Origin of the sequence: Flavobacterium sp. XN-5 (assembly GCF_008033395.2) — a bacterium.
In the GTDB taxonomy this organism is placed as follows: Bacteria; Bacteroidota; Bacteroidia; order Flavobacteriales; family Flavobacteriaceae; genus Flavobacterium; species Flavobacterium hiemivividum.
Genome location: NZ_VOGZ02000001.1, coordinates 508,717 through 534,554 on the forward strand (window position 1 = coordinate 508,717; position 25,838 = coordinate 534,554).

General features: G+C 33.9%; 24 protein-coding genes. 13 read left to right on the forward strand and 11 right to left on the reverse strand.

What is annotated here, in order from left to right:
* Position 1: 1 nt before the first annotated feature.
* Positions 2–766, reverse strand: a complete 765-nt coding sequence (locus FQU23_RS02270) for a geranylgeranylglyceryl/heptaprenylglyceryl phosphate synthase (protein ID WP_147672410.1) — start codon at positions 764–766, stop codon at positions 2–4.
* Between the two features lie 95 nt (positions 767–861).
* Between FQU23_RS02270 and FQU23_RS02275 the strand changes: the two genes are divergently transcribed.
* From FQU23_RS02275 to FQU23_RS02285, 3 genes are all read left to right on the forward strand, one after another.
* Entirely contained in the window at positions 862–1,458 is a 597-nt protein-coding gene (locus FQU23_RS02275; protein WP_132108745.1) for a Crp/Fnr family transcriptional regulator, read from the forward strand.
* 120 nt (positions 1,459–1,578) lie between these two features.
* The gene (locus FQU23_RS02280) at positions 1,579–1,866 is read left to right on the forward strand and encodes a hypothetical protein (protein ID WP_147672411.1); all 288 of its coding nucleotides are present in this window, start codon (positions 1,579–1,581) and stop codon (positions 1,864–1,866) included.
* Positions 1,866–2,255 carry a group III truncated hemoglobin gene (locus tag FQU23_RS02285; protein WP_132108748.1) on the forward strand — a complete coding sequence of 130 codons (390 nt, stop codon included), beginning with the start codon at positions 1,866–1,868 and terminating at the stop codon, positions 2,253–2,255. The genes FQU23_RS02280 and FQU23_RS02285 overlap by 1 nt, the downstream gene beginning before the upstream one ends.
* On the opposite strand, the gene FQU23_RS02290 is transcribed toward FQU23_RS02285, so the two are convergent.
* Positions 2,252–2,899, reverse strand: coding sequence for a 4'-phosphopantetheinyl transferase family protein (locus FQU23_RS02290; RefSeq protein ID WP_147672922.1), 648 nt, complete (start codon positions 2,897–2,899; stop codon positions 2,252–2,254). The genes FQU23_RS02285 and FQU23_RS02290 overlap by 4 nt on opposite strands.
* A gap of 265 nt (positions 2,900–3,164) precedes the next feature.
* Between FQU23_RS02290 and ahcY the strand changes: the two genes are divergently transcribed.
* Both ahcY and FQU23_RS02300 read left to right on the forward strand, forming a co-directional pair.
* Entirely contained in the window at positions 3,165–4,481 is a 1,317-nt protein-coding gene (gene ahcY / locus FQU23_RS02295) for an adenosylhomocysteinase (RefSeq protein ID WP_132108752.1), read from the forward strand.
* 300 nt (positions 4,482–4,781) lie between these two features.
* Entirely contained in the window at positions 4,782–7,562 is a 2,781-nt protein-coding gene (locus tag FQU23_RS02300; RefSeq protein WP_147672412.1) for an outer membrane beta-barrel protein, read from the forward strand.
* Positions 7,563–7,849: 287 nt separating this feature from the next.
* On the opposite strand, the gene rpmA is transcribed toward FQU23_RS02300, so the two are convergent.
* Positions 7,850–8,116, reverse strand: a complete 267-nt coding sequence (gene rpmA / locus FQU23_RS02305) for a 50S ribosomal protein L27 (RefSeq protein WP_066333538.1) — start codon at positions 8,114–8,116, stop codon at positions 7,850–7,852.
* 23 nt (positions 8,117–8,139) lie between these two features.
* Positions 8,140–8,568, reverse strand: coding sequence for a 50S ribosomal protein L21 (gene rplU / locus FQU23_RS02310; protein ID WP_132108756.1), 429 nt, complete (start codon positions 8,566–8,568; stop codon positions 8,140–8,142).
* A 244-nt stretch (positions 8,569–8,812) separates the two neighbouring features.
* Here rplU and FQU23_RS02315 point away from each other — a divergent pair, with 244 nt between their 5' ends.
* The 4 genes from FQU23_RS02315 to FQU23_RS02330 all read left to right on the forward strand — a co-directional run bounded on the left by FQU23_RS02315 (position 8,813) and on the right by FQU23_RS02330 (position 15,159).
* Positions 8,813–10,138, forward strand: coding sequence for a M16 family metallopeptidase (locus FQU23_RS02315; protein WP_147672413.1), 1,326 nt, complete (start codon positions 8,813–8,815; stop codon positions 10,136–10,138).
* 44 nt (positions 10,139–10,182) lie between these two features.
* Positions 10,183–11,550 carry a M16 family metallopeptidase gene (locus FQU23_RS02320; RefSeq protein WP_147672414.1) on the forward strand — a complete coding sequence of 456 codons (1,368 nt, stop codon included), beginning with the start codon at positions 10,183–10,185 and terminating at the stop codon, positions 11,548–11,550.
* Between the two features lie 222 nt (positions 11,551–11,772).
* Positions 11,773–13,098 carry a M16 family metallopeptidase gene (locus tag FQU23_RS02325; RefSeq protein ID WP_147672415.1) on the forward strand — a complete coding sequence of 442 codons (1,326 nt, stop codon included), beginning with the start codon at positions 11,773–11,775 and terminating at the stop codon, positions 13,096–13,098.
* 12 nt (positions 13,099–13,110) lie between these two features.
* Positions 13,111–15,159 (forward strand): M16 family metallopeptidase, encoded by a 2,049-nt coding sequence (locus FQU23_RS02330; protein ID WP_147672416.1) that lies wholly within the window; start codon positions 13,111–13,113, stop codon positions 15,157–15,159.
* Between the two features lie 90 nt (positions 15,160–15,249).
* On the opposite strand, the gene FQU23_RS02335 is transcribed toward FQU23_RS02330, so the two are convergent.
* A complete protein-coding gene (locus FQU23_RS02335) occupies positions 15,250–16,131 on the reverse strand; it encodes a DMT family transporter (RefSeq protein WP_147672417.1) in 882 nt (293 codons plus the stop codon).
* Positions 16,132–16,241: 110 nt separating this feature from the next.
* Here FQU23_RS02335 and FQU23_RS02340 point away from each other — a divergent pair, with 110 nt between their 5' ends.
* On the forward strand, positions 16,242–16,622 hold the full coding sequence (locus tag FQU23_RS02340; RefSeq protein WP_147672418.1) for a heavy-metal-associated domain-containing protein: 381 nt from the start codon (positions 16,242–16,244) through the stop codon (positions 16,620–16,622).
* 89 nt (positions 16,623–16,711) lie between these two features.
* Here FQU23_RS02340 and gldD read toward each other — a convergent pair whose 3' ends face one another.
* From gldD to mutY, 6 genes are all read right to left on the reverse strand, one after another.
* Positions 16,712–17,296 (reverse strand): gliding motility lipoprotein GldD, encoded by a 585-nt coding sequence (gene gldD / locus FQU23_RS02345; protein ID WP_209282307.1) that lies wholly within the window; start codon positions 17,294–17,296, stop codon positions 16,712–16,714.
* Positions 17,289–18,587 (reverse strand): gliding motility-associated protein GldE, encoded by a 1,299-nt coding sequence (locus tag FQU23_RS02350; protein WP_147672419.1) that lies wholly within the window; start codon positions 18,585–18,587, stop codon positions 17,289–17,291. The genes gldD and FQU23_RS02350 overlap by 8 nt, the downstream gene beginning before the upstream one ends.
* 23 nt (positions 18,588–18,610) lie before the next feature.
* Positions 18,611–19,051 (reverse strand): single-stranded DNA-binding protein, encoded by a 441-nt coding sequence (locus FQU23_RS02355; protein WP_132108772.1) that lies wholly within the window; start codon positions 19,049–19,051, stop codon positions 18,611–18,613.
* Positions 19,052–19,237: 186 nt separating this feature from the next.
* Positions 19,238–20,443 (reverse strand): redoxin family protein, encoded by a 1,206-nt coding sequence (locus FQU23_RS02360; protein ID WP_147672420.1) that lies wholly within the window; start codon positions 20,441–20,443, stop codon positions 19,238–19,240.
* Between the two features lie 23 nt (positions 20,444–20,466).
* Entirely contained in the window at positions 20,467–21,894 is a 1,428-nt protein-coding gene (locus FQU23_RS02365; RefSeq protein WP_147672421.1) for a TlpA family protein disulfide reductase, read from the reverse strand.
* A gap of 104 nt (positions 21,895–21,998) precedes the next feature.
* Positions 21,999–23,033, reverse strand: a complete 1,035-nt coding sequence (gene mutY / locus FQU23_RS02370; RefSeq protein WP_147672422.1) for an A/G-specific adenine glycosylase — start codon at positions 23,031–23,033, stop codon at positions 21,999–22,001.
* A 134-nt stretch (positions 23,034–23,167) separates the two neighbouring features.
* On the opposite strand from mutY, the gene FQU23_RS02375 reads away from it, so the two are divergent.
* The 3 genes from FQU23_RS02375 (at position 23,168) to FQU23_RS02385 (ending at position 25,834) form a co-directional block, all read left to right on the forward strand.
* Entirely contained in the window at positions 23,168–23,458 is a 291-nt protein-coding gene (locus FQU23_RS02375) for an HU family DNA-binding protein (protein WP_016989051.1), read from the forward strand.
* Positions 23,459–23,841: 383 nt separating this feature from the next.
* Positions 23,842–25,386, forward strand: coding sequence for a ribonuclease E/G (locus tag FQU23_RS02380; RefSeq protein WP_132108776.1), 1,545 nt, complete (start codon positions 23,842–23,844; stop codon positions 25,384–25,386).
* Between the two features lie 169 nt (positions 25,387–25,555).
* Positions 25,556–25,834: a hypothetical protein gene (locus tag FQU23_RS02385; protein WP_147672423.1), complete on the forward strand. Its 279-nt coding sequence runs from the start codon at positions 25,556–25,558 to the stop codon at positions 25,832–25,834.
* Positions 25,835–25,838: the final 4 nt, after the last annotated feature.

Sequence of the window (25,838 nt, forward strand, 5' to 3'; positions counted from 1 at the left end):
TTTAAGAATTCACATTAGCCAATTCCTGCAATGAGGTACAGCCGTTAAAAAAATTAGTGTCGTTTTCAAATGCAGTTCCTATTACTACTAAATCTGCCCCAGCATCATATGCATTTGTAATCCCGAACAAATCTACAATTCCGCCACCAACTATTAACGGTATATCTATATTTTTAGAAATTAAGGCAATCATTTTTAAGGGAACCGCTTTTTGAGCACCACTTCCCGCTTCCAGATAAATTAATTTATTGCCCAGCATTTCACCAGCTTGAGCTGTTGCTAGCGCCAAATCAAAATTATTCCTATCAATAGGCCTTGTTTTACTTACTCTTTCTACAGCTGTTTCTTTGCCGCTTTCTATTAAAATATAGCCGGTAGAAATGATTTCGATTTGGGATTTTTTTAAAATTGGAGCAGCTTTTACCTGATGTTCAATCAAATAATCAGGGTTTCTCCCAGATAGTAAAGACAGAAACAAGATTCCATCGGCTTCTCTCGAAATTTGTGATGGATTTCCTGGAAAAAGTACGATTGGCAACTGGCTGTTTTGTTTTATTTTTAAAATCAATTCGTCTATAATATTACTTTCAACGAGGCTTCCGCCAATGAAAATATGTGATGCTGGAGATTGATTGATTTTTAGAATATGATGGTCTAAATTTTCCCAAATAATTTTATCAGGATCGAGAAGAATAGCCAATAGCTTTCTATTTTCTAACTTTGCCTGTGCTATTTGATTGTATATATTCCTATCTTTATTTCCCATAATGACCGTAAAAATAGAAGTTTTTTAAAGATGAGCCTTACTTTAGGAAAAATTATCTTTGCTCTAGCACTGTAAAACACCTCAGAAATTAAACTATGATCGAAATAGCCTTACTTGAAAAATACAATGTTGTGCGAAAGCATTACAAGAAGTTGGAAATCATTTTTGAAAAAGACCATCTCGCTACGCATTACTATCAAATTGTTTCGGGAGCAGTAAAAATGAATAATTACAATGATGATGGCAGGGAATTTATCCAAGGTATATTTTATGCGAATCAGAGTTTTGGTGAGCCACCACTCTTTCTAGATAGAACCTATCCCGCCAATGCCGAAGCTGTTGAAGATTCTGAAATACTTTGCATTTCGAAAGTTAATTTCTTGAAGTTAATATCAGAAAATCCTAAAGTTTCCATCAGCATAATCGAAATTCTAGCGCATCGTTTGCATTACAAATCGGTTATGGCAGCCGAGATTTCGACACACGACTCTGAGCACCGTCTTCTACAGTTATTTGATTATTCGATCAGTTATTTAAATTTCAAAAAAGACAATAATGGCTATGCTATCGATTTGACTCGACAACAAATGGGTGATTTAACAGGACTTCGGGTAGAAACGGTTATTCGAACAATTAAAACATTGGAGAAAAAAGGAGAATTGAAAATTATCAATCGAAAAGTATATCGTTAATACTGAAATTTGAAGCTTTAGCAAAAGACTAAAAATAACTAATTACTCCTTTATGATGTATGTCATAAAACATTGAATCTATGTAGTGGTAAATTTGTCCCAACATAAAATTCAACTATTATGACACTTTACACAAAAACACTTGCAGATTTTGACAACAACTTTATTGGCTACGCAACATTAATCATCATTGGACAAAGTTGTCTAGGAGCAGTTGCTGCCATGAACATTCTAAAAAACGGAACGAGCGTAACTCAAATGATACAACTTGCCCTAATTGTTGTACTTTGCATGCTTGTAAACACTTCGATTTTGGCACAAATGAAACATAAAGTTATTTTTAACCTTACTATTGCCAGCGTAATACTAAGTGCTCTATTAATTTTCATCAATGCCATAATTATATAATGAAGAAACTAATTGAAAACCGAGAAGATGTAAAACTCCTAGTCACTACTTTTTATGACAAAATTAGATCAGATCAGGAAATCGGTTTTTTCTTTAATGAGACTATTACTGACTGGGAGGAACATTTAGAGAAGCTGACTAACTTCTGGGAAATGAATTTATTTGGCACAAAAAACTATACTGGAAATCCCATTATAGCGCATAATGCAGTCGACAAACGTTTTAATCATAGCATTACGCCAAATATTTTTGGCATTTGGCTGAATCTATGGTTTGCCACTTTGGACGAACTTTTTGAAGGTGAGAATGTAGATATTCTAAAACGTAGAGCTAGAAAAATGCAAACTTTTCTATATATGAATATTTTCGAAAGTCGGACTAAGGATTAATCCTTTTCGAATGCATAAACCAAGGTGAAATTATCGATCTCTTCAAAATAAATCTGGAATTCTTTGATTATGCTATCAAAATGCAGTTCGGCTTGACCTAAACAATCCTGCAACTCAAAATCTCCAACTTTAATATGGTCTTTAAAACTGATTCCTTTCTCATTTCGAATTTTGAAAATGGCTTCTTTAATCCCCCAAATCACAGTTAGCTTGCGAATGTATTCTTCTTTATTTTCAGCTTCGAAACTTCGAGATAAAAATTGATTTTCTGAATCGCAAAATTTATCGGCGATGCGAATGATCTTATCTCGTTGCAATTCAATATCAATTCCTACGGTGGCGTCACTAATAATAATAGCCGAAAAATTATGAGAATGTGTAATCGAAATGTATTTATCATCCTTTAGATGCGGTTTCCCAAATGCATCATAATACAAATCTAAATCATTGTAGCCAGCAGTTTGTAATAGTTTTCGAACACTTAAAAAACCACGCTGATGCATCTCTGATTTCATTCCGGCAAGACGAATGCTGTTTTTTTCGTTTAGGATTACAGTCTCGAATAGCTCCTTATAAGACTCGGTGATTTTCCAAACAAAAATTTGTGTCGAAGAATTAAATTGTATCGCTTTGAATAAAGGCATGTTGTTTACTTGATTTCCTAGCCCCGATTGAAACGGCATCCTTTTATAAAGCTTCCAGCTTTTTGAAGGCTGGAAGCTTTATAAAAGATACAGTGCAAAGCGGGATTAGCTCCTGAAAATGAAGCTAAAGGGTATTTTAATTATTATTTTACTGATTTATAAAAGATTACAGTCCTAAACAATTCATAAATAGGCAGGAATGTTTTTATAATCATAAGTTATTCCGTAAATTTGCAAAAAAATTACAATTACAAATATACTATAAATGAGTACTACAACTATGCCTTTTGTGGCTTTCAAAGTAAAAGATATCTCTCTAGCGGCCTGGGGAAGAAAAGAAATTGAATTAGCTGAAGCTGAAATGCCAGGTTTAATGGCACTTCGTGCTGAATATAAAGACGAACAACCACTTGCTGGTTCTCGTATTGCTGGATGTTTACACATGACAATTCAAACTGCAGTTTTAATCGAGACTTTAATCGCTCTTGGTGCTGAAGTTACTTGGTCATCTTGTAACATTTTCTCAACTCAAGATCAAGCTGCTGCTGCAATTGCTGCTGCTGGAATTCAAGTTTACGCTTGGAAAGGTCTAAACGAAGAGGATTTTGACTGGTGTATTGAGCAAACATTATTCTTTGGTGAAGATAGAAAACCATTGAACATGATTCTTGATGACGGTGGAGATTTGACTAACATGGTTATTGACCGTTACCCAGAATTAGTTGCTGGAATCAAAGGACTATCTGAAGAAACTACAACTGGAGTTCATAGACTTTACGAAAGAGTAAAAGCGGGAACTTTACCAATGCCTGCAATCAACGTTAATGACTCGGTTACTAAATCGAAATTTGACAACAAATACGGTTGTAAAGAATCTGCAGTTGATGCGGTTCGTCGTGCAACTGATATTATGCTTGCTGGTAAAAGAGTTGTTGTATGTGGATACGGTGATGTAGGAAAAGGAACTGCTGCTTCTTTTAGAGGTGCTGGATCTATTGTTACAGTTACTGAAATCGACCCAATTTGTGCTTTACAAGCTGCAATGGACGGTTTTGAAGTTAAAAAATTAGACACTGTTGTTGGAAATGCTGATATCATCATCACAACTACAGGAAATAAAGATATCGTTCTAGGTTCTCACTTCGAGCAAATGAAAGATAAAACTATCGTTTGTAACATCGGACATTTTGATAACGAAATTGCAGTTGCTTGGTTGAACGAAAACCACGGCGCTTCTAAAATTGAAATCAAACCACAGGTGGATAAATATACTATCGATGGTAAAGACATCATCCTTTTGGCGGAAGGTCGTTTAGTAAACCTTGGTTGCGCTACAGGTCACCCAAGTTTTGTAATGAGTAACTCATTTACTAACCAAACTTTAGCTCAAATCGAATTGTGGAAAAACAGTGCAAACTACGATAATGACGTTTACATGTTACCAAAACACCTTGATGAAAAAGTGGCTATGTTGCACCTTGCTAAATTAGGAGTTGAATTAGAGACTTTACGTGATGATCAAGCGGCTTACATCGGAGTTGAAGTTACAGGTCCGTTCAAACCAGAATACTACAGATACTAAGTCATTGCGAGGAACGAAGCAATCTTACTATATATCATAGGAAAACCCTTGCAGAAATGTGAGGGTTTTTTGTTTTTGGACATGTCCCGCTTCCACTAAAGTTACAGCAGGTCAGGCTGTGCGCTACAATCTTTATGTTTTTGAAGAAAAACATAAAGGATTTACACTTCCATCCTTCATGCAAACCAAAATAACGACCACGAATTCCATCTAAAAACAAATAATAAGTTAAAATTTAACATTTCCTTTTAAACCTTTCTAATCATTTGGCATCTTAACGTTTACTAAATTCATTTTATCATGTCAAAATATTACGCATTACTATTCATTTTAGGTTTTTCATTTTATGTATCAGCTCAAGAAAATTATACCATAAAGGGTAAAATATTGGGAAGTAACGACAACCTACCGCTCGAGTCGGCGACGGTTTATTTCACCACCGTGAAAGATTCAACCATGCTAGAATATACTTTGACAGATAAAAATGGAGATTTTATGTTCGCAGCAAAAAAACAAGACAACCCGGTTTCGCTGAAAGTGACTTATATGGGGTTTCAAACCTTCACCGAAGAACTAAAAAACATAAATGCCAATAAAGATTTCAGCACAATCTATCTTCTAGAATCCACCAACGCTCTGGAAGGAGTTACCATAAAAGGACAGGAACCACCTATTCGAATTAAGAATGATACTATTGAGTTCAAAGCATCTTTGTTTAAAGTTCGACCAGATTCAAACGTGGAAACTTTATTAAAAGGACTACCTGGATTTGAAGTAGACAGCGATGGAAAAATCACTGTAAACGGAAAAGAAGTAAATCAAGTTTTAGTAAATGGAAAACCATTTTTTGATCGCGATGGCGCAATGGCTTTGAAAAACTTGCCGGCTGAAATTATTAACAAAATACAGGTTTCTGATTTTAAAACAAAAAAAGAAGAATACGCTAAAACCGAATCGACTTCTGATAATGCGAGCATCAACCTGACTATAGATGAAGATAAAAACAGAGGCTATTTTGGCAAGTTTCTTGGCGGCTATGGTACTGACGAGCGTTATGAATCTAGTTTTGTAGTAAACTTTTTTAATAAAAACAGAAAAATAAGCATTTTAGGATCCTCCAATAATATCAACGCTCCCGGTTTCTCTATGGATGAAGTTTTTGACAATATGGGCGGTGGTAGAAACAGTAGAGGCGGTACCACTGGAAGCACAGGCCGCGGAATAACAAAATCAAACTTAGTAGGATTAAACTATTCTGATGAATGGATTAAAGGCATGCAAGCTTCTGGAAATTACAATTTTTCGAATACCGAAACCGACAATTTATACAAATCTAAAGCTATAAACTTCCTGCCTACAGGAAATTTCACTACGGAATCTCAATCGAAAACAAAAAACGAAAACACCAGCAACAAAGCAAATTTCGAACTTGAATACAAAGTAAATCCTAGTATCCGGGTCTTTGCTGCACCAAAATTTTCAACTAGTAAATCAGATAACTTTTCCGAATCAGAAAGTACGTCTATCGAAGAAAACGGAACTTTAAAGAACGACTCAAAATCAAAATCAAGTAGTCAAAATGAATCGAATACCTTTGGAAACTCCATAAACTTCAATAAATCATTCGATAAAAAAGCAAGAAATTTAAGTGTTGTATTGAACAACAGCAATACAAAAACAAATTCGAATGGATTTACAAATTCGGAGACCATCTATTACGCCACACAAACAAATGACAATAGAAATCAAAACAATCTTACTGACAGTACAAATGACACTTATTCGGCCGAAATTGAATATACAGAACCAGTAACAGATTCGCTGCGCTTTAAAATAGGAGTGGAATACAACTTTAAAAATTCGACAAATGAGGTTAAAACATATAATTTCAACACACTAGATCAAGCTTTTTCAGATCTTAATGACCTGCAATCTAATTATACTACTTCGACACAAAATAGCATTGCTCCAAAGGCGGGACTTCGTTTTGAAAAAAACAAGTTCACAGTAGATATCAATTCTTCGTCTTCAATTGTTCAATATGACAATCACTCGAATTACTTAAATCAATCGACTGATTTAAACAAAAAATACATATTGCCAGAGTTAAGTGCACAAATTAGATACCGCATGGATCGTTCTAAAGTACTTACCACTCGATATAATTATTCGGTTTCACTACCATCCTCTACTGAATTACTTCCTATAGCTAACCTTGCAAACCCTTTAAATACCATTATAGGAAACCCTGATTTAAAATTAAACGAGAAACACAGCGCCCGAATCAATTATAGAAATTTTGATTTCCGCAGTCGTTCTGGTTATAGTATTTATATAAATAGTGATTTCTATGCTAGTGATATTATATCATCGTCAATATATGATGAAAACAGAAAACGAACAACTACTTATGAAAACATATCAGGAACCTATTCTGTTTCGGCAGGCGGAAGCTGGAATAAATCCATCAAACAGGAATCTAATTTGTTGCGTTATGGAATAGCCTTAAACACTAACATAAACACCTCCAAAGGATTTACTAACAGCGTACTTTATGACGCCACATCAATGTCAGCCGGACCTAGAATCTATCTGAACTATGATTATGGAGAGCTTTTCACTATTGCACCATCCTATAATTTCAGCTATAGCGAAACTCAATATGAAAATTACTTAATTAAATCTAGCTCAAATGTTGTACACAGAATGAACATTCAAACAACCACTTACTGGCCACAAAACTGGATTTGGGGAAATGATTTCGGCTACACCTACAATTCAAGACTATCTTCTGATTTTAAGAAAGATTTCTACTTATGGAATACTAGTTTGTCCTACAGTTTTTACAACAAGAGCTTTACCGCCAAAGTAAAAGTTTATGATGTTTTGAATCAAAATCAGAGCAGCTCACGAACTATTACAGCGACAACGATTCGTGATGACGAAAATACCATTTTGAAGCGCTACGGCATGTTTTCTTTAACTTATAAAATTCAAAACTTCTCTGGAATGAAAAACCCTCCTGGAAGTAGAAACAATAGAGGAGGTAGTGAGCGTAGGGAAATGCGATCCGACGAATAACTCATAGTATTTCCTATCTCTATCATACCTTAAAAACCCGTCCCGATTTATTTCGAGACGGGTTTTTAGTTTTAAGCGGTACCGTGAATTAAGATTCTTTTCTCTTTCGAATAAAATTACTTTATGTAATTAGCCCAATACTGTAAAAATGACAAAGCCTATTTTGAACCTTAATTTTCTAATTTTGTCAGCGCTGCTTCACTTAGTCATAACATTCAGAAAGTAGTGGAAAAACAAAAAACCCAATCGCAATGCGATTGGGTTTTTTAATAAATTGAGAAAATCAATTATGCTTCAACTTCAAATGGAAGTATAGATACATAAGATTTGTTATCTCTTTTCTTTTGGAAGTGTACAACTCCATCTACTCTTGCGTGTAGGGTGTGATCTTTACTGATGTAAACATTTTCACCTGGATTGTGTTTTGAACCTCTTTGTCTTACGATGATGTTCCCTGCGATAGCAGCTTGTCCACCAAAAATCTTAACACCTAAACGTTTTGATTCTGATTCTCTACCATTCTTGGAACTACCGACACCTTTCTTGTGAGCCATGACGTATTAGTTTAATATTGTTATTATTCTTTAGTATCTTCTTTTTTAGCTTTAGGAGCTTTTTTTACTTTAGCAGCCGGAGCTTCTTCAGTACTTTCTTCTGCTACCGCTTTTTTAGTTGCTGCCTTTTTTGGAGCTCCTAAACCAGTAATACCTTCAATTACAATTTGAGTAAGATATTGTCTGTGACCATTTCTCTTTTTGTATCCTTTTCTTCTTTTCTTTTTGAAAACGATAACTTTATCTCCTTTTAAGTGTTGTAACACTTTAGCTTCTACTGAAGCACCTTCTATAGCTGGGGCGCCTAAAGTGATTGATCCATTGTCGTCTAATAAAAGAACTTTGTCAAAAGAAACTTTTGAACCTTCTTCATTAGCCAAACGATGAACGTAAACCTTTAAGTCTTTGCTTACTTTAAATTGTTGCCCTGCTATCTCTACGATTGCATACATACCAAATTGATTTATTGATTTTTAAGGTTGCAAATATACAATTTAATTTTTATCTCACAACCCTCTAAAACTAAAATTAAATTTTCTTTAGTTTATATCTTATTTTGAAGGAATTACCAGCATAAAAATGCTTCCATTTTGTAATAAAAACAGCTTCGTAAAGGTAGATCATTAAAAAAAGGTATTTTTGAAGCTACAATAATCTGCGTTTTTTTCAATTCTAAATGCATTTTTATTCATATTTATGGAAAAATCAATAATGGGAATTACGAACTCTCTACTCCTTGGCGGAGTCGCCACTGCCCAAAAAATAGCTTTTGAAGAATACAATCTTGATAATGGCATGCATGTTATCCTGCACCATGACTCTTCAGCTCCTGTGGTAACCACTTCGGTAATGTATCATGTAGGTTCGAAAGATGAAAATCCAGAAAAAACTGGTTTTGCCCACTTTTTCGAACACCTATTATTTGAAGGAACTAAAAACATCAAAAGAGGGGAATGGTTTAAAATTGTAACTTCTAATGGTGGAGTTAATAATGCCAATACATCTGATGATCGCACCTATTATTATGAGGTATTCCCTTCTAATAATTTAGAACTAGCTCTTTGGATGGAATCCGAAAGATTGATGCATCCCGTTATTAACCAAATTGGGGTCGATACCCAAAACGGAGTTATAAAAGAAGAGAAAAATTCTCGCTACGACAACCAGCCTTACGGCAAAATTTTATCCATCGTTAAGGAAAACATGTTTAAAAATCATCCGTATCGTTGGTCGACTATTGGATCCATGGAACATTTAGATACAGCCACACTTGAAGATTTCAAAGCATTTCACAAAAAATTCTATACCCCAAATAACGCTGTATTAGTTGTCGCTGGAGATTTCGAAAAAAATCAAGCTAAAGAATGGATCCGCAACTATTTTAATCCAATAGAAAAAGGTGAAGCGCTAAAAAAACAAACTTTTGTAGAGGACCCGATAACGGAAACGATTAAAGCTACCTACGAAGATCCGAACATTCAAATACCAATGGTGGTCGCTTCATACAGAACTCCTTCGATGAAAACAAGAGATGCTCGGGTTCTTGACTTTATATCATCGTATTTAAGTGATGGTAAGAGTTCGAAATTATACAAGAAAATCGTAGACGAAAAAAAGATAGCACTGCAAATAGGCGCCGTAGGTTTTAGTCAGGAAGATTACGGAATGTACATTCTATATGGCTTACCAATGGGAACGCATACTGCCGAAGATCTCCTGCACGAAATCGATGAGGAAATTGTAAAAATTCAAACGGAATTGATATCTGACAAAGATTATCACAAATTGCAAAATCAGTTTGAGAACCAATATGTGAATAAAAACTCTACCGTGGAAGGAATTGCTGAGAACCTAGCAAAGTATTATTTACTTTATGGCGACATCAATTTAATTAATACTGAGATTGATTTGTATCATTCTATTACAAGAGAAGAAATAAGGGAAGTAGCAAAAAAATACCTGAATCCGAATCAGAGATTAGTATTGGATTACATCCCTACTCTAGATACAACTCAGAATTAAGAAAAAAAAATATTCTATTCATCCTATTATTTGTAACAGGAATTATGCAAGCAGAAAATCGCAGCCAACCGAAACCTGGAAAACCACCAGTTGTCAATCTTAAAAAACCACAAACCTTTGCCTTAGCAAATGGACTGAAAGTAATGATTGTCGAGAATCATAAATTACCGCGGGTCACTTTCAACCTGACTATAGACAACCCACCATTTGCAGAAGACAGTAAAAAGGGAGTTGACGAACTTTGTAGCAACTTAATTGGAAGCGGAAACCTTAAAATCACCAAAGACGATTTTAATGAAGAAGTAGATTTTCTGGGTGCCAATATAAATTTTAACTCACATGGCGCTTCCGCAAGTGCGCTTTCTAAATATTCAGGCAGAGTACTTCAACTGTTAACTTATGGCGCACTATACCCTAACTTTACTCAGGAAGAATTCGACAAAGAAAAAGCAAAACTGCTAGAAGCTATAAAATCGCAGGAAAAAAACGTAAGTGCCATTGCTAATAGGGTTGTTAATACTTTAGCTTTCGGGATCGATCATCCTGCGGGAGAATACATCACCCAAGAAACACTTAACAATGTGACCCTTGCTGATGTAAAAGCGAATTACGCTGCACATTTCGCGCCAGAGAATGCTTATTTAGTAATTATTGGAGACATTAAATACAAAGAAGTAAAACCTATCGTTGAAAAGCTTTTTGGATCTTGGAAAAGAGCAAACACCCCAATAACAAACTATACGGCACCACAAAACGTTCCTTTTACACAAATTAATTTTATAGACGTTCCTAACGCTGTTCAGTCGGAAATATCATTAGTCAATACTATAGATCTAAAAATGGCTGATCAAGACTTTTTTCCAGCCGCAATCGCCACCTTTATATTAGGAGGAGATTACAACAGCTATTTAAATATGAAATTAAGAGAGGAACACGGCTGGACTTATGGTGCCAATACAAGTATAGGAGCAGGAAAATATGTTTCGAAATTAAAATCGAATTCATCAATAAGAACCACCGCAACTGACAGCGCAGTAATCGAATTTATAAAAGAAATTAAAAGAATCAGAACCGAAAAAGTATCCGAAGACTTATTAAAAGATGTAAAAGCAGGATACATTGGCCGTTTTGTTATGCAGGTCGAAAAACCAAATACTATTGCACGTTATGCCTTGAATGTAGAAACCGAAGAGTTGGCACCCGATTTTTATGAAAACTACATCAAAAGAATAACCGCAGTAACAGCTGAAGACATTCTCAAAGCAGCCAATAAATATTTCTTGATCGACAATACCCGAATTATAATTGCAGGAAAAGGAGCAGATGTTATTCCGGGACTTGAAAAACTAAATATCCCCCTATTTTATTTCGATAAATACGGCAAGCCAACAGATAGACCTTCGATAAAATAAAGGTATTCGTTGCAGACAATGTCACACTTATAAAGGCTCTTCATCAATAAATTTAATGAAGAGCCTTTTTTGTTTTTTTTTCGAAAAATTAACGCTGCTAACAAATGATTAACTCTCATTTTCTTTAAATACAGACGTAAATTCTTATAAAATAAATTATTTTAGTTGTAACAATATATTTAATTGAACGACCTATACATTAAATTAATCTATTAACTACCTATGAAAAAATCAATAATGGCATTAAGCGCCACGCTATTACTTGGCGGAGCCGTTTCTGCACAAAAAGTAGCTTTCGAAGAATACACATTAGACAATGGTCTACATGTTATTTTACAAAATGATCCTTCGGCCCCAGTTGTAATTACATCAGTAATGTACCATGTAGGTGCAAAAAATGAAAATCCGGAAAGAACTGGTTTCGCCCATTTTTTCGAACATTTATTATTTGAAGGAACTGAGAACATCAAGCGCGGCGAATGGTTTAAAATTGTAACCGGAAACGGAGGAACGAACAACGCCAACACCACCGAAGACCGCACGTATTACTACGAAGTATTCCCGTCTAACAATCTTGAACTAGGATTATGGATGGAAGCCGAGAGATTGCTACATCCAGTGATTAGCCAAATAGGTGTTGATACTCAAAATGAAGTTGTCAAAGAAGAGAAAAGAATGCGTTATGACAACAGCCCGTACGGACAAATGATTCCAGAGGTAAAGAAAAGAATGTTCTCTAACCATCCTTATCGCTGGACAACTATTGGATCTTTGGAGCATTTAGACGCAGCAAAACTAGAAGAATTTCAAGCCTTCAATAAGAAGTTTTATGTTCCCAACAATGCTGTTCTTGTAGTAGCGGGAGATTTTGAGAACGCTCAAGCCAAAGAATGGATCCAAAAATACTTTGGTCCTATAAAAAAAGGAGCTGATATTAAAAGAGAAACTTTTGTCGAGCAACCCATTACCGAAACTATCAAAGGAAAATTTGAAGACTCTAATATTCAAATTCCAATGCTTGTAGCTGCTTACAGAACTCCGTCTATGAAAACTCGCGATGCTAGAGTTTTAGATTTTATTTCAACAATTTTAAGTGATGGAAAAAGCTCAAGATTATATAAAAAAATAGTAGACGAGAAGAAAGTGGCCTTACAAATTGGCGCGTTCAACTACAGTCAAGAAGATTATGGAACGTACATCCTTTATGGGTTACCTCAAGCTCCTAACACATCTGAAAACTTACTTACTGAAATCGATTCTGAAATTGTAAGATTACAAACCGAACTGATATCTGATAAGGAATTACAGAAACTTCTAAACAAGTACGAGAATCAATATGTAAACAGCAATGCTACTATTGAAGGAGTTGCAGAAAATCTTGCTACATTCCACATGCTGTTCAAGGACGTAAACTTAATCAATACAGAAATTGATATGTACCGTACTATTACTCCAGAAGAAATTAGAACTGTTGCAAAAAAATATCTAAATCCAAACCAAAGATTAGTTTTAGATTATGTTCCATCAGCTGATAAAGCCACTAAATAATACAGAACAAACATGAAAAAAACAATATACATACTATCAAGTCTGTTTTTGACTATAGTCTTGCAAGCACAAGTAATTCCACAGCCAACAGCTTCCGCTCCACCAACAATTAAAATTGGTAAATCCAATAATTTTGAGCTAAAAAATGGTCTAAAAGTATTGGTAGTAGAAAATCATAAGCTACCAAGGGTTTCTTACCGACTTTCCCTTGACAACATGCCATATACTGAAGGAGACAAAAAAGGAGTTGCTGCAATGGCCAGCCAGCTTATAGGTAGCGGAACCACGAAAACATCAAAAGATGCTTTTAATGAAGAAGTTGATTTCTTAGGTGCAAATATCGGTTTTGATGCAAATGGCGCCTCTGCCAGCGGATTGTCTAAATATTCTGGAAGAATTCTAGAATTAATGGCTGACGGTGCATTGAACACTGTTTTCACTCAAGAAGAATTTGATAAGATAAAAGAGAAATCTTTAGAGGGAATAAAATCACAAGAAAAAAGCGTTACTGCAGTGGCTGGACGAGTTGAAAATGTGTTGGCCTTTGGAGCGAACCATCCTTCAGGCGAGTTTGTTAGCGCTGAAAGCCTTGAAAAAGTAACTTTAAAAGATGTAGTTTCAAACTACAAAACTAATTTCGTTCCTGGTAACGCATATTTAGTTGTAGTAGGAGATGTGAAAACCAAAGACGTAAAAAAAATGGTCGAAAAGCTTTTTGGCTCTTGGGCCAAAGGTATCGCTCCTCAAGTTAGCTATCCTGATCCTAAAAACGTAACACAAACACAGATTAATTTTGTGGATATGCCAAACGCAGTTCAGTCTGAAATTTCTGTTATTAACACAGTTAATTTAAAACTTACTGACAAAGACTTTTTTGCTGCTATTTTAGCAAATCAAATTCTTGGTGGCGGTGGAGAAGGAAGATTATTTTTAAATTTACGTGAAAAACATGCTTGGACATACGGAGCTTATTCTAATATAGGTTTTGGTAAATATGTGGAGAAATTTCGTTCTTCATCCTCAGTTAGAAATGCAGTTACAGATAGCGCTGTAGTTCAAATTTTAAGCGAACTAAAGAGAATCCGTACAGAATTAGTTTCTGCTGACGATTTGAAGAATGCAAAAGCAAAATACATAGGGAACTTTGTAATGCAAATTCAAAAACCCGCTACAGTAGCGCGTTATGCCTTAAATACAGAAACACAAAATCTACCATCTGATTTTTACGAAAATTATATTAAAAGCATAAATGCAGTTACAGTAGAAGATGTTAAAAGCGTAGCTAACCGTTTTTTCTTAGCTGATAACGTAAGAATACTTGTTGTAGGTAAAGGATCTGAGGTTGCTCCAGCATTGGAAAACCTAAAAATGCCTATGTTTTATTTCGATAAATATGGTAAGTCGATTGAAAAACCAGTTTTCAAAAAAGATGTCCCAGCGGGTGTAACTATCAAAAGCATTTTAGATAATTACATCTCTGCTATAGGTGGTGAAAAAGCGGTGAAAGCGGTAAAAACAATCTCTATGGTAGGTTCAACAGTAATCCCTCAAGCACCATCGCCTTTAACTTTTACTTCAAAAGCAGACACAAAAGGGAAGTTAAGTGTAGAACTTGCAATGGGAACAATGAGCCTAATGAAACAAGTAGTTAACGAAAATAGTGCTTATGTGTTACAGCAAGGACAACGAAAAGACTTTGAAGGAAAAGAGTTAGCCGATATGAAAAGCAGCACAGTCTTATTTGAAGAATTACAATTAGCCAAAAAAGAAGGCATCGTACTTGATGGTATCGAAGCTATTAATGGCAAAGATAGTTATGCGATTAAAGACGGGAAAACTACCCATTATTATGATGTAGCTAGCAGTTTAAAAATAGCTGATGCAAAGACAATAGAGCAAGGAGAAAAATCAATTACTCAAGTAACTAATTATGGTGACTATAGAGCAGTTAAAGGCGTTAAAGTTCCTTTTAATATCATCCAGAATGTAGGTTTTGAATTAGATATTAAAATAGCTGATGTAAAAATCAATGAAGGTGTTACAGATGCTGATTTTAAATAATAAAATCCTGAAATAACAAACAAAGGCTGTCTGAAAAGGCAGCCTTTGTTTGTTTATATAAAAGTCAGTTTATGCAATCACTCCACTCCGTTATTTAGCAATAGTAGATTTCTTAGCAGACAAATACACTCCGATTAAAATAATAAAAGCACCAAAAAACTGTACAGGAGTAAGCATTTCATTATCTAATAGTCCCCAGAAGAACGCCACTACCGGAATCAAATAGGTCACCGAAGTCGCAAAAACAGGCGATGACATTTGAATTAGCTTAAAGAAAAGAATATTAGCAATTCCAGTTCCCACAACACCTAAAATCATGATAAACATGACCGCGTTTTGCACTTTTTCAACATGTATAGCTTCAGAGAAACCACTTAAATACAATATAATAAGAGAAGGAAAAAGCAATACCAGGAAGTTCCCCGTTGTAATACAAAGCGGACTCAAATCAGACAGGAATTTTTTAATTAAGTTGACATTCACGGCATAACAAATCGAAGCAATAACAATTAATAAAGCATAATAATAATTCTGATCCGGATGATTCATTGCGCCATTAAAAACTAAAAGTAAACTCCCCACGAGTCCAATAAAAACACCCCAGACTTGTCTTCTTTCAAAACTAACACCAAAAACCAACGCACCTAAGATTAATGTATTTAATGGTGTTAAGGAGTTTAAAATAGAACTTACAGAACTGTCAATTTCAGTTTGTGCTAAAGCAAAAAGAAAAGCCGGAACAAAGGTCCCGAAAACAGAAGTCATCGCTATAAATTTCCATTTTTCTCTTGGAATTTTAAACAAACTTTTAAAACCAATCAACAATAAAAAAATTCCAGCAAAAACAATTCGTAAGGAACCAACTTGTATCGCTGACAACCCAAGCAATCCTTTTTTAATTAAAATAAATGAACTCCCCCATACCAAGGAAAGTCCCGATAAATAAATCCACTTTAATTGCCTCGATTCCATAATTGCTATTTTACCCCAAAATTGTAATAATTTTATGAATTAGCTCTGCTTTTTTAAGTAATTTTGTTCCTAATTAAATATTTAGTTAAATCACTAAAAATCACATCATAATGAACATTACAAAATCATTGGCGGTAATTGCACTAGCTGGACTTTCGTTTGTAAGCTGTAAAAAAAACACTGAAGAAGCTCCAAAAGAAACGGCGCAAACAGAAACAGAAGCTCCAAAAGTAAAAAAAGAAATTGCTGCTGAAAACTTACAAACCGCTAACTTTTCTGTCGCAGGAATGACTTGCGCAGTAGGTTGTGCTAAAACAATTCAAGAAGATTTAACAAACCTTGACGGAGTACAAAATGCTACAGTAGATTTTGAAACAAAATCAGCAACAGTAACTTTTGATAAAACGATTCAAAATCCAGAAAGCTTAACTAAAGTGGTTCTAGCAAGTGGTGATGGAAAAACCTACACTGTTTCGGATATGAAATCGTAATAAGCACAACGACTTTCCCCCATAAAAAAAGGATTCACCACGGTGAATCCTTTTTTTATGAAATTTTATCTAGCGAATAATTTCAAGTATTACTTCCACTTCAAAGTTTCCATCAAACGCTGCATGTCATTTTTTATATAACTCACCGCAGGCATTATAGAGTCAAAATTAGGTTTAGCATAAAAATAAACAGAACCTGTAACAAAATGCTTCGTACTATCTGTAACATAAAATTGCGAGTTAGTTGCTGCATTCCCATCTACCTGATAAAACATACCATACACTTTTTTAGAAGGGTTCAAATAAGGTTGTTCTAAGATATCATCGGCCTTTATAACGTGCTCGTATGTTAATTTTTGAGCATCCCGCAACAAAGTATTGATATTGTTATTTACAGGCTTATATGTCAAATAAATGGTTGCTTTCATCTTTGGATACGTAATCGTAAATCCGCAATCTTTTTCTCCTTTAATAATAGCTTCAGAATTCATTTCGAATGTAAAAGGACATTCGTTTTCAAAGTTGGCATAATTTGCAACTGGATAATCCAATCGTAAATAACTAGCTGGCTTTGGAAAAACATCCTCCTTGCAGCTTGAGAACAGGAACAATCCCATAAATACAAGTAATATTATAGCAAAGTATCTTTTTATATCGCGATCCAAATTAAACATCAACCGTTACTTTTATCTGTTTTATACGTTTTTTATCCACGGTCTCAATCGTGAACAAGCAATTTTCATAAGAAATTTTTTGTCCTTTCATTGGGAAATTCCCTGATATTTCAAGAATGAATCCCGCTAAGGTTTCAGCTTCGCCTTTTCTTACCTCAAAAATTTCCTCATCTACATCTATAATTCTGTAGAAATCTTTTAGGTTTATTTTACCCTCAAAAAGATAGTTTTTTTCATCAATTTTAGTAAACGTTACATTTTCATCATCAAACTCATCACTAATATCTCCAACAATTTCTTCTATTACGTCTTCCAAAGAAATCAAACCAGAAGTTCCGCCATATTCATCGACAACAATCGCTAGATGACTTTTCATGCTTTGAAAGTCCTTTAATAGGTTATCTAGTTTTTTATTCTCAGGAACAAAAAACGGTTCCCTAATTAAAGCGTTCCAATCAAAATCTTCCTCATCAAGATGGCGCAATAGATCCTTAACAAACAAAACACCTTCTATCTGGTCAATATTGTCACGATAAACTGGAATTCTAGAATATCCTTTTTCGATAATTTTAGAATAAATTTCTGAGAATGATTCCGTTATTTCCAAAGCAAAAATATCAATTCTCGGACTCATAACCTGCTTGGTATCTGTATTACCAAAAGTCACGATACCCATCAATATTTTTTGTTCTTCTAAAGAGGTTTCATCTGATGAAGTAAGTTCTAATGCCTGTGAAAGCTGATCAACTGAAAAATTTGTTTTCTGTTTCCCTAGTTTATTGTGCAAATAAATGGTTGATTCCCGCATAGGAACACTAATAGGTGAAAGCAATTTATCGAGTATCGCAATTGGGTAAGCGATCTTTTTTGCAAACTTAACATTATTTCGACTAGCATATACTTTTGGCAGCACTTCGCCAAACAACAACAACAAAAAGGTAACCACAATTACTTCGACGGTGAACTTTAAAACAGGGGAGCTAATCGCAGCAAATAAGTCTTTTCCAATAAATGAAAATAAAATTACTACTCCGATATTAATAAAATTGTTAGCCACAAGAATTGTAGCCAGAAGTTTTTTGGGTCTGTTTATCAGATCGGCAATAATTTTACCTTTAGAATCATCAGATTGTATTGTTTCGTCAATGTCTTTTTGTGACAAGGAAAACAAGGCTACTTCGGCACCGGAAACTAGTGCAGAGCAAAAAAGCAATACAAATATTCCAATAAAACCAAACACTAGATTTGTATCTAATGTATATGCGAAATTCAAACTGGGCTCTGGGTCCAAATTAAAAAAGATTAGTTAAACAATCAGAATGGTAAATCATTGATAGGCAAACCATTATTTTGAGCGTCAAAGTTAGTGTTTTTTGCGGATTCTGAACTGAGAATTTGTTTGTTGTTTTCAGCAGATTTTTTAGTTGATAAAAAAGTAAACTCTGTAACTTGAATTTCGGTGGTATGTTTTGTCGTTCCATCCTCCGCCTGCCATTGGCGTGATTTAATACGCCCTTCTATATATATCTTATCGCCTTTTGACAAATGTTTTTCACAAATTTCGGCAGCTTTATTCCGCACCACTAAATTGTGCCACTCGGTCGAAGTGATTTTTTCGTTAGTTGTTTTATTAATATAGACTTCATTGGTTGCTAACTGAAACCTACCTATACAGTTACCCCCATCAAAATAATGCATTTTTATTTCATCACCCAGGTGTCCAATCAGCATAACCTTATTTAACGTTCCATTCATAGTGTTTAAATTGCATTTATACCAAAGGTACATTTTTTTAGAAACTTTTTCCGAAGAAAATTTAAAAGTAAGAAAAGACGATCACCATTCTCTAATTTAGAGCTTGGTAATTATGATATTCAACACAATATTTTCACTAAGGCACAATGATCTTAAACAGATTACTTCTGGATGCGATTGCAAATATCAATGTGTAGATACATACTCATAATAAGGAATCTTTGCTTTAGATTTTCCTAAAGTTAAGCCATAATGTTCTAAATCTTTTATAGTATTTTCTATCGAATCATTTCTCAAAATAAAATCGTAATTACCCAGTAGTCCGGTTTCGTCCTTAATTACAGTATTATAAAATCTACTCATAGTATTTAACATTTGTTCAATTTTAATGTTAGCAATCAGAAAATGAGTTCTATTATATCCGTCTGTGCCGCCTTTTTCGTTAAATATTTCTTGTAGTTTATTTTTATTAACTATTTTTAAAACATAAATTGACTCTTCTTTGTATGTTAAATTTTCCTTTAATGACAATGAATTTAAGAGCAAGTTTTTAATTTTATTTCGTTCTTCCTTTTCATTCTTAAATAAACTGTTTTTATAAAACACACTATACAATTTGTCTTTTTGATTTTCCGGAATAATTATATGCTTTTTAAAAGCATTTGTTAAATTTGAAATAAGTGTGATTAGGTCTTGATTCCAATTTTGATAATTTCCTTCGCTATTAAAATCAAAAAGGTAGCCACGACCTTCATTTTCAATTCCTTTAAACAAAGAAAACGAATACATAGTTTCATCAATTGTAGTCGTTTTATAACCTAAATCTATCGTTTTTAATTCTTCTATTTTAGTAGAGTTTTCGCTTATTAGTATTACAGGCCTATCTGAATTCTGACTCATAGAAATTTCATTGCCATCCAAAAAATTATTCAGAATCATATCGTTTAAAGTTTCTGGATTTCCAATCCATTTCAGAATTCCTTTATCGTCTATAAGAATAGTGGTCGGAAAAGCGTTAATGCCAAAGTTTTTAATAGTTTGTTTAGTCTGATCACTTACAACCACTGATTTAAAAGGAATTCGTTTTAATGTCCGTAAAACTTTATCTACTTTTTCATCGGTAATTGAGATTAAAACAAAATCATTTTTGGATTTATATTTCTCTTGCAATTTATTCAAATTAGGCACTTGATCTAGACAGGGGCCACACCAAGTTGCCCAGAATTCTAGTAAAATAAATTTGTTTTTAAAATTTTTATCGTTGGGAATATTCGAAATATAATCCGTTATATGAATATTGGGTGCAATATCTCCAACTTTTAATTTTGTTTGGCTGAATAATGATTTGGACACAAACATTATGAACACTAAATACAAAATATTTTTTTTCATAATTTTTAAATTTTAAAGTTAATTTACTCTTTTAAATATTTATCTAATTCAATCTTAATTTCTGGACTATCAGGACTCGGAGCATTGCTATTAACTAAATTACCTTCTTTATCAAATATAATATAACGTGGAATGGTCTTAAGGACTAATTCTTGATACAAAATTGCTTCGGGATAGTTTACTGCCAAAAAATTATTTTGCAAAGAAGAAAGTTTTTCTTTGATACTTGCTTTTTGCCAATTCTCAATATCGCTATCTATTGATATGTAAACAAACGCTATGTTCTTGTCTTTATATTCTTCATGGAGCATCGCAGAACCCGGCATCGCAGCTCTACAGGGTGCGCACCAACTTGCCCAAAAATCCACATAAACCACCTTTCCCTTATGATTACTAATAATTCCTTTTAAAGTATTTTTGTTTTTATTGGCATCAAAAAGCAAAACCTCTTTTCCACTTTTATCTTTATTAAACTCAAAAAGCAAAGGATATTTATCTTTAAAATAATTTTTGAGTGTTGTGTTTTTTGTTTCTTTTTCAAAAACGGCATAACATTTCAGGAAATTTGCTTTAGAATCTCTATTTGCTATATTTTCTAAACACGAAAACATAAGATATTCTCGGTTAACCAAATTAATAGTTTTTAGAGCTACCGCATTCTCAAATTGCTCTTTAAAATTAGGGATCCTCCCATCAGAAACTCTAATCATTTTTGGTTTATGAATTTTCTCAAAAGCTGTTCTAACCAAAAAAGTATTTCCGATATCGGCTAAGTTATAAGTCTTTTTCAAAAGTTCTAATGGACTTTCATAATTCAGCTTTTCTTTATTCTTCAAATATGACAAATTCAATTTGTAATCTGTTTCACTAATGCTATTTTTAGTTTTCAAAGAATCCAAAAATACAGTTAGTTTTAATTCTCTCTTCTTCTTTGCTATTTTGTCACCTGCTAATTCTTGATCATTTTTATACCTTTTGAATTTAGTAAAAAAAAGATCTATATCATTATCAGTTGGATTTTTTTGATTAAACAATGACCCAAAATTATAATTGTATTCTTTATTCTTTTTGCTTTCTACATAAGGAATCCCATCTTTGTATTCAAATGTCAATGTATCATTGGGATAAAAAGAATAATTGATCAGATAATAATCCTTGTCATAATACTGGTGATACAAATAAATTGGTTTTGAAGTTTTTATTCGCACCTCCTTTTCTTTATTAAAAATTGAAATTGTATTATCGACAAAGTTATCTTCAAGTCTATAAAAAACTTGATTTTCAAAAATTCGATAATGCTTCTTATCATAAAAAATGGAGTCTTTTATCTCAGGATTTTTAAAAATAATAGTAACCCATTTATCTTTATCTATATCTTGTTTTTCATTTTTTTGATTCCCTTTCCATGACAATAATGCCAGAAAGAATAACAGAAATAGATTTTTTTTCATGTTCAATATTTAAATTTCACGGCGTAGACTTTTAATAGCTCTACCTTGAATCAGTTTATAAATATAAAAAAACCTATTAACAATTACACTGAATAAAGAAGTTTTTACTCCGTTTCGATAAAATTATGAATCACGATTGGGAATGGAAACGACTTTAAAGTTTCACTATCTATTCCGTTCGCAATGATTCCTTTTACATTTACTTTCCAAAACTTGATGTGTAAATGTTGGTGCGACAATTTATGAACGATGCTTTTCTCATTGCAAGCCATAATACTCACAACTTCATCATCTGTATAAAAATCCTTTTGAATTTGCTCCGAGACATGATCAAACTCTTCTTCTTTCTCTGTTTCTATCAAAGGGAACTCATATAAGTTATGCCAAATCCCCTTTGCCGTTCGCTTTTGAATCACAGTATTTTCATTTTCGTCAGCAATCACCAAGTAATTAAAGTAACGATTGCGCACTTTTACCTTCTTAGACTTCACTGGCAACTGATCTACTTTCTTCTTCTGCAACGCAGCACAACTATCATTAAATACACATACGCCGCAGTTCGGACTTTTAGGAACGCATTGCAAAGCGCCAAATTCCATAATCGCTTGGTTAAAAGTAGCTGGATTGTCTTTTGGCATTAATTCGAAAGCAAGAGCAGCGAATTCCTTTTTGGCGGAAGCCAAAGCAATATCAGTTTCCACATCAAAATAACGAGACAGTACTCGGAACACATTTCCGTCTACTACTGGAACCACTTCATTATAGGAGAAAGAAGCGATGGCGGCGGCAGTATATTCTCCCACTCCTTTTAATTTTAATAGCTCATTATATGTAGCAGGAAAAACGCCTGATAATTCTTCAGACACATATTGCGCTGTTTTATGTAAGTTCCTAGCACGCGAATAATACCCAAGTCCTTGCCACAGTTTAAGAACTTGTTCTTCACTCGCCGCAGCGAGATCAAAAACGGTGGGAAATGCGGCAGTAAAAGACAAAAAATAAGGTGTTCCTTGAGCCACGCGAGTCTGTTGAAGCATGATTTCAGAGAGCCAAATATGATATGGATTTGTAGTGCTTCTCCAGGGCAAATCTCTTTTATTTTGTAAATACCACTTTATAAGCAAGTTAGAAAATTTCATTATTAAATATTTGTTGACAAAAGTAAAAGTTTATGTGATTAAATTTTAATGAATTAGCTTGAATAATTGTTTTTTAAATTCATATATTTGCACACTCAAAAAAATGATTACAATATAATAAATAAGGAAAGAAAATGACGAAAGCAGATATCGTAGCAAAAATTTCAGAAAAATTAGGTCTTGAAAAAGGTGATGTTCAAGCAACAGTAGAGACTTTTATGAATGAAGTTAAAAATTCATTAGAGACTGGAGACAATGTTTATTTAAGAGGTTTCGGAAGTTTTATTGTAAAAACTAGAGCTGAAAAAACTGGAAGAAATATTTCCAAAAATACGACAATAAAAATTCCTGCACATAATATACCTGCATTCAAACCAGCAAAAGTTTTTGTTGAAGGAGTAAAGATAAATAACGAAGCAAAATAAAATATTAATTAATCATAAAATCGACAAGATATGCCAAGTGGTAAAAAAAGAAAGAGACATAAGGTAGCAACTCACAAACGTAAAAAAAGAGCGAGAGCTAACCGTCACAAGAAGAAAAAGTAGTTTTTAACTACTTTTTCTTTTTTAAAAGTTCATTGAAATCGAAAATTAGTGATCAGTCCGCAGTTTACAGTATACAGTATACTGACAACTTAGAACTGCTTGATGCCAGCTAGTTTTCCCCGGGTACAATACCTGTTAAATTATTGTTTAATCCATCCTTACAATTCAGTTAAGAGTTATAAGTCAAGAGTTATAAGTTTTTAAACTTCAAACCTGAAACTTTAAACCTGAAACTAAAAGTTCGGATAAAAATTTACAACGTGAATAAAGAATTAATCATTCGATCTAGTTCTGATTTTGTAGATTTTGCCTTATTAAAAGATGGAAAACTAATTGAATTACACAAGGAAGAAGAAAAAAGCAACTTTCAAGTAGGTGATATTTTTATCGCTAAAATACGAAAACCTGTTGCCGGACTTAACGCTGCTTTTGTAAATGTAGGCTTCGAGAAAGACGCCTTTTTACATTATCACGATTTAGGTCCTAACTTAACTTCCCAACTGAAATTCATAAAACTTGTAAGCGCAGGTAAAATAAAAGATTTCTCCCTAAAAAACTTTCAGTTTGATAAAGAGATAGACAAAGATGGCATCATTACAGATGTAATCAATGCAAATCAGTCGATCTTAGTACAAGTTGTAAAAGAACCAATATCTACCAAAGGACCAAGAATTAGCGCTGAGCTTTCTCTTGCCGGAAGATTTATTGTTTTAGTTCCGTTTTCTGATCGTGTGTCTATTTCTCAAAAAATAGAAGACAAGAAAGAAAAAGACAGACTTAAAAAACTTGTACAATCCATCAAGCCAAAAGGATTTGGTGTTATTGTTCGCACAGTAGCCGAAGGCAAAAACACAGCCGAATTAGAAAAAGACATGCAGAACCTGCTTAGCAGATGGGATGCAATGTGTAAAAAATTACCGACCGCTCATCATCCGTCAAAAATTTTAGGAGAACTCAACAGAGCTTCCTCTATTTTAAGAGACGTTTTTAATGATACTTTCACTAGTATACAAATTGATGATGAAGAGTTGTACAACCAAACGAAGGATTATTTGCAAGAAATTGCACCTTCAAAACAATCAATAGTTAAGTTTTATCAATCAAATGATACGCCTATTTTTGAGAAATACAACATAGAGAGACAAATCAAGACTTCATTCGGGAAAACAGTGTCCATGAGTAAAGGTGCTTATCTTATTATCGAACATACTGAAGCCTTACACGTCATTGACGTTAACAGCGGAAACCGTTCTAATAAGGCATCTAACCAGGAAGATACTGCCATGGAAGTTAACATGATTGCCGCCGCCGAAATCGCCAGACAATTGCGTCTACGTGATATGGGTGGTATTATCGTTATTGATTTTATCGACTTGTCTAATCCTGAAAACCGTAAAATATTGTTCGACTTCTTGCGAGAAGAAATGAGCGATGATAAAGCGAAACACAAGATCTTACCTCCTAGTAAATTTGGACTAGTTCAGATTACAAGACAAAGGGTAAGACCTGAAGTAAACATTAAAACTAGAGAAGAAGATCCAAACGATGTGAATGGCGAAATTGAAGCGCCAATCTTAATCATCGACAGAATCAATTCTGATTTAGAAAGAATTTTAAAAACTAACAAAGATGTTGTACTTAACGTACACCCCTTTGTAGCAGCATACCTTACAAAAGGTTTTCCATCATTACGTTCAAAATGGTATTTTGAACATAAAAAATGGGTAAAAATCATACCGCGTGACGCTTACACGTATTTAGAATATCATTTCTACGACAAAACGGGAAATGTTATAAAAGAATAAATCAGAAACTCCTCAAGAAATTGAGGAGTTTTTTTTTGGCATTTTTTTTCAGGGAAAAGTTCTATTTTTATGGAGCTAATTCCTGCTGTGCGCTATATCTTTTCTTGTCTCAAAACAAAAGAGACAAGAAAAGGATGCCGCTCCCATCAGGGCTAAAAAACATATCTACATGAAAAATAAAGGCTATATCATTATCGCGACTACAATTCTTTTGCTAATTCCCTTAATCTCGATGCAGTTTACAACCGAAGTAAATTGGACTCCGATTGATTTTGTTGCAGCAGGAGTACTACTTCTTAGCACCGGACTTCTGTGCGAGTGGACATTAAGAAAAATTCCTAAAATGAAATACCGAATTGTAATCTGCTTAAGCTTACTGATAATTCTCATTCTGATTTGGACAGAACTAGCAGTTGGTATTTTTGGATCACCAATTAGCGGTACCTAGAAAT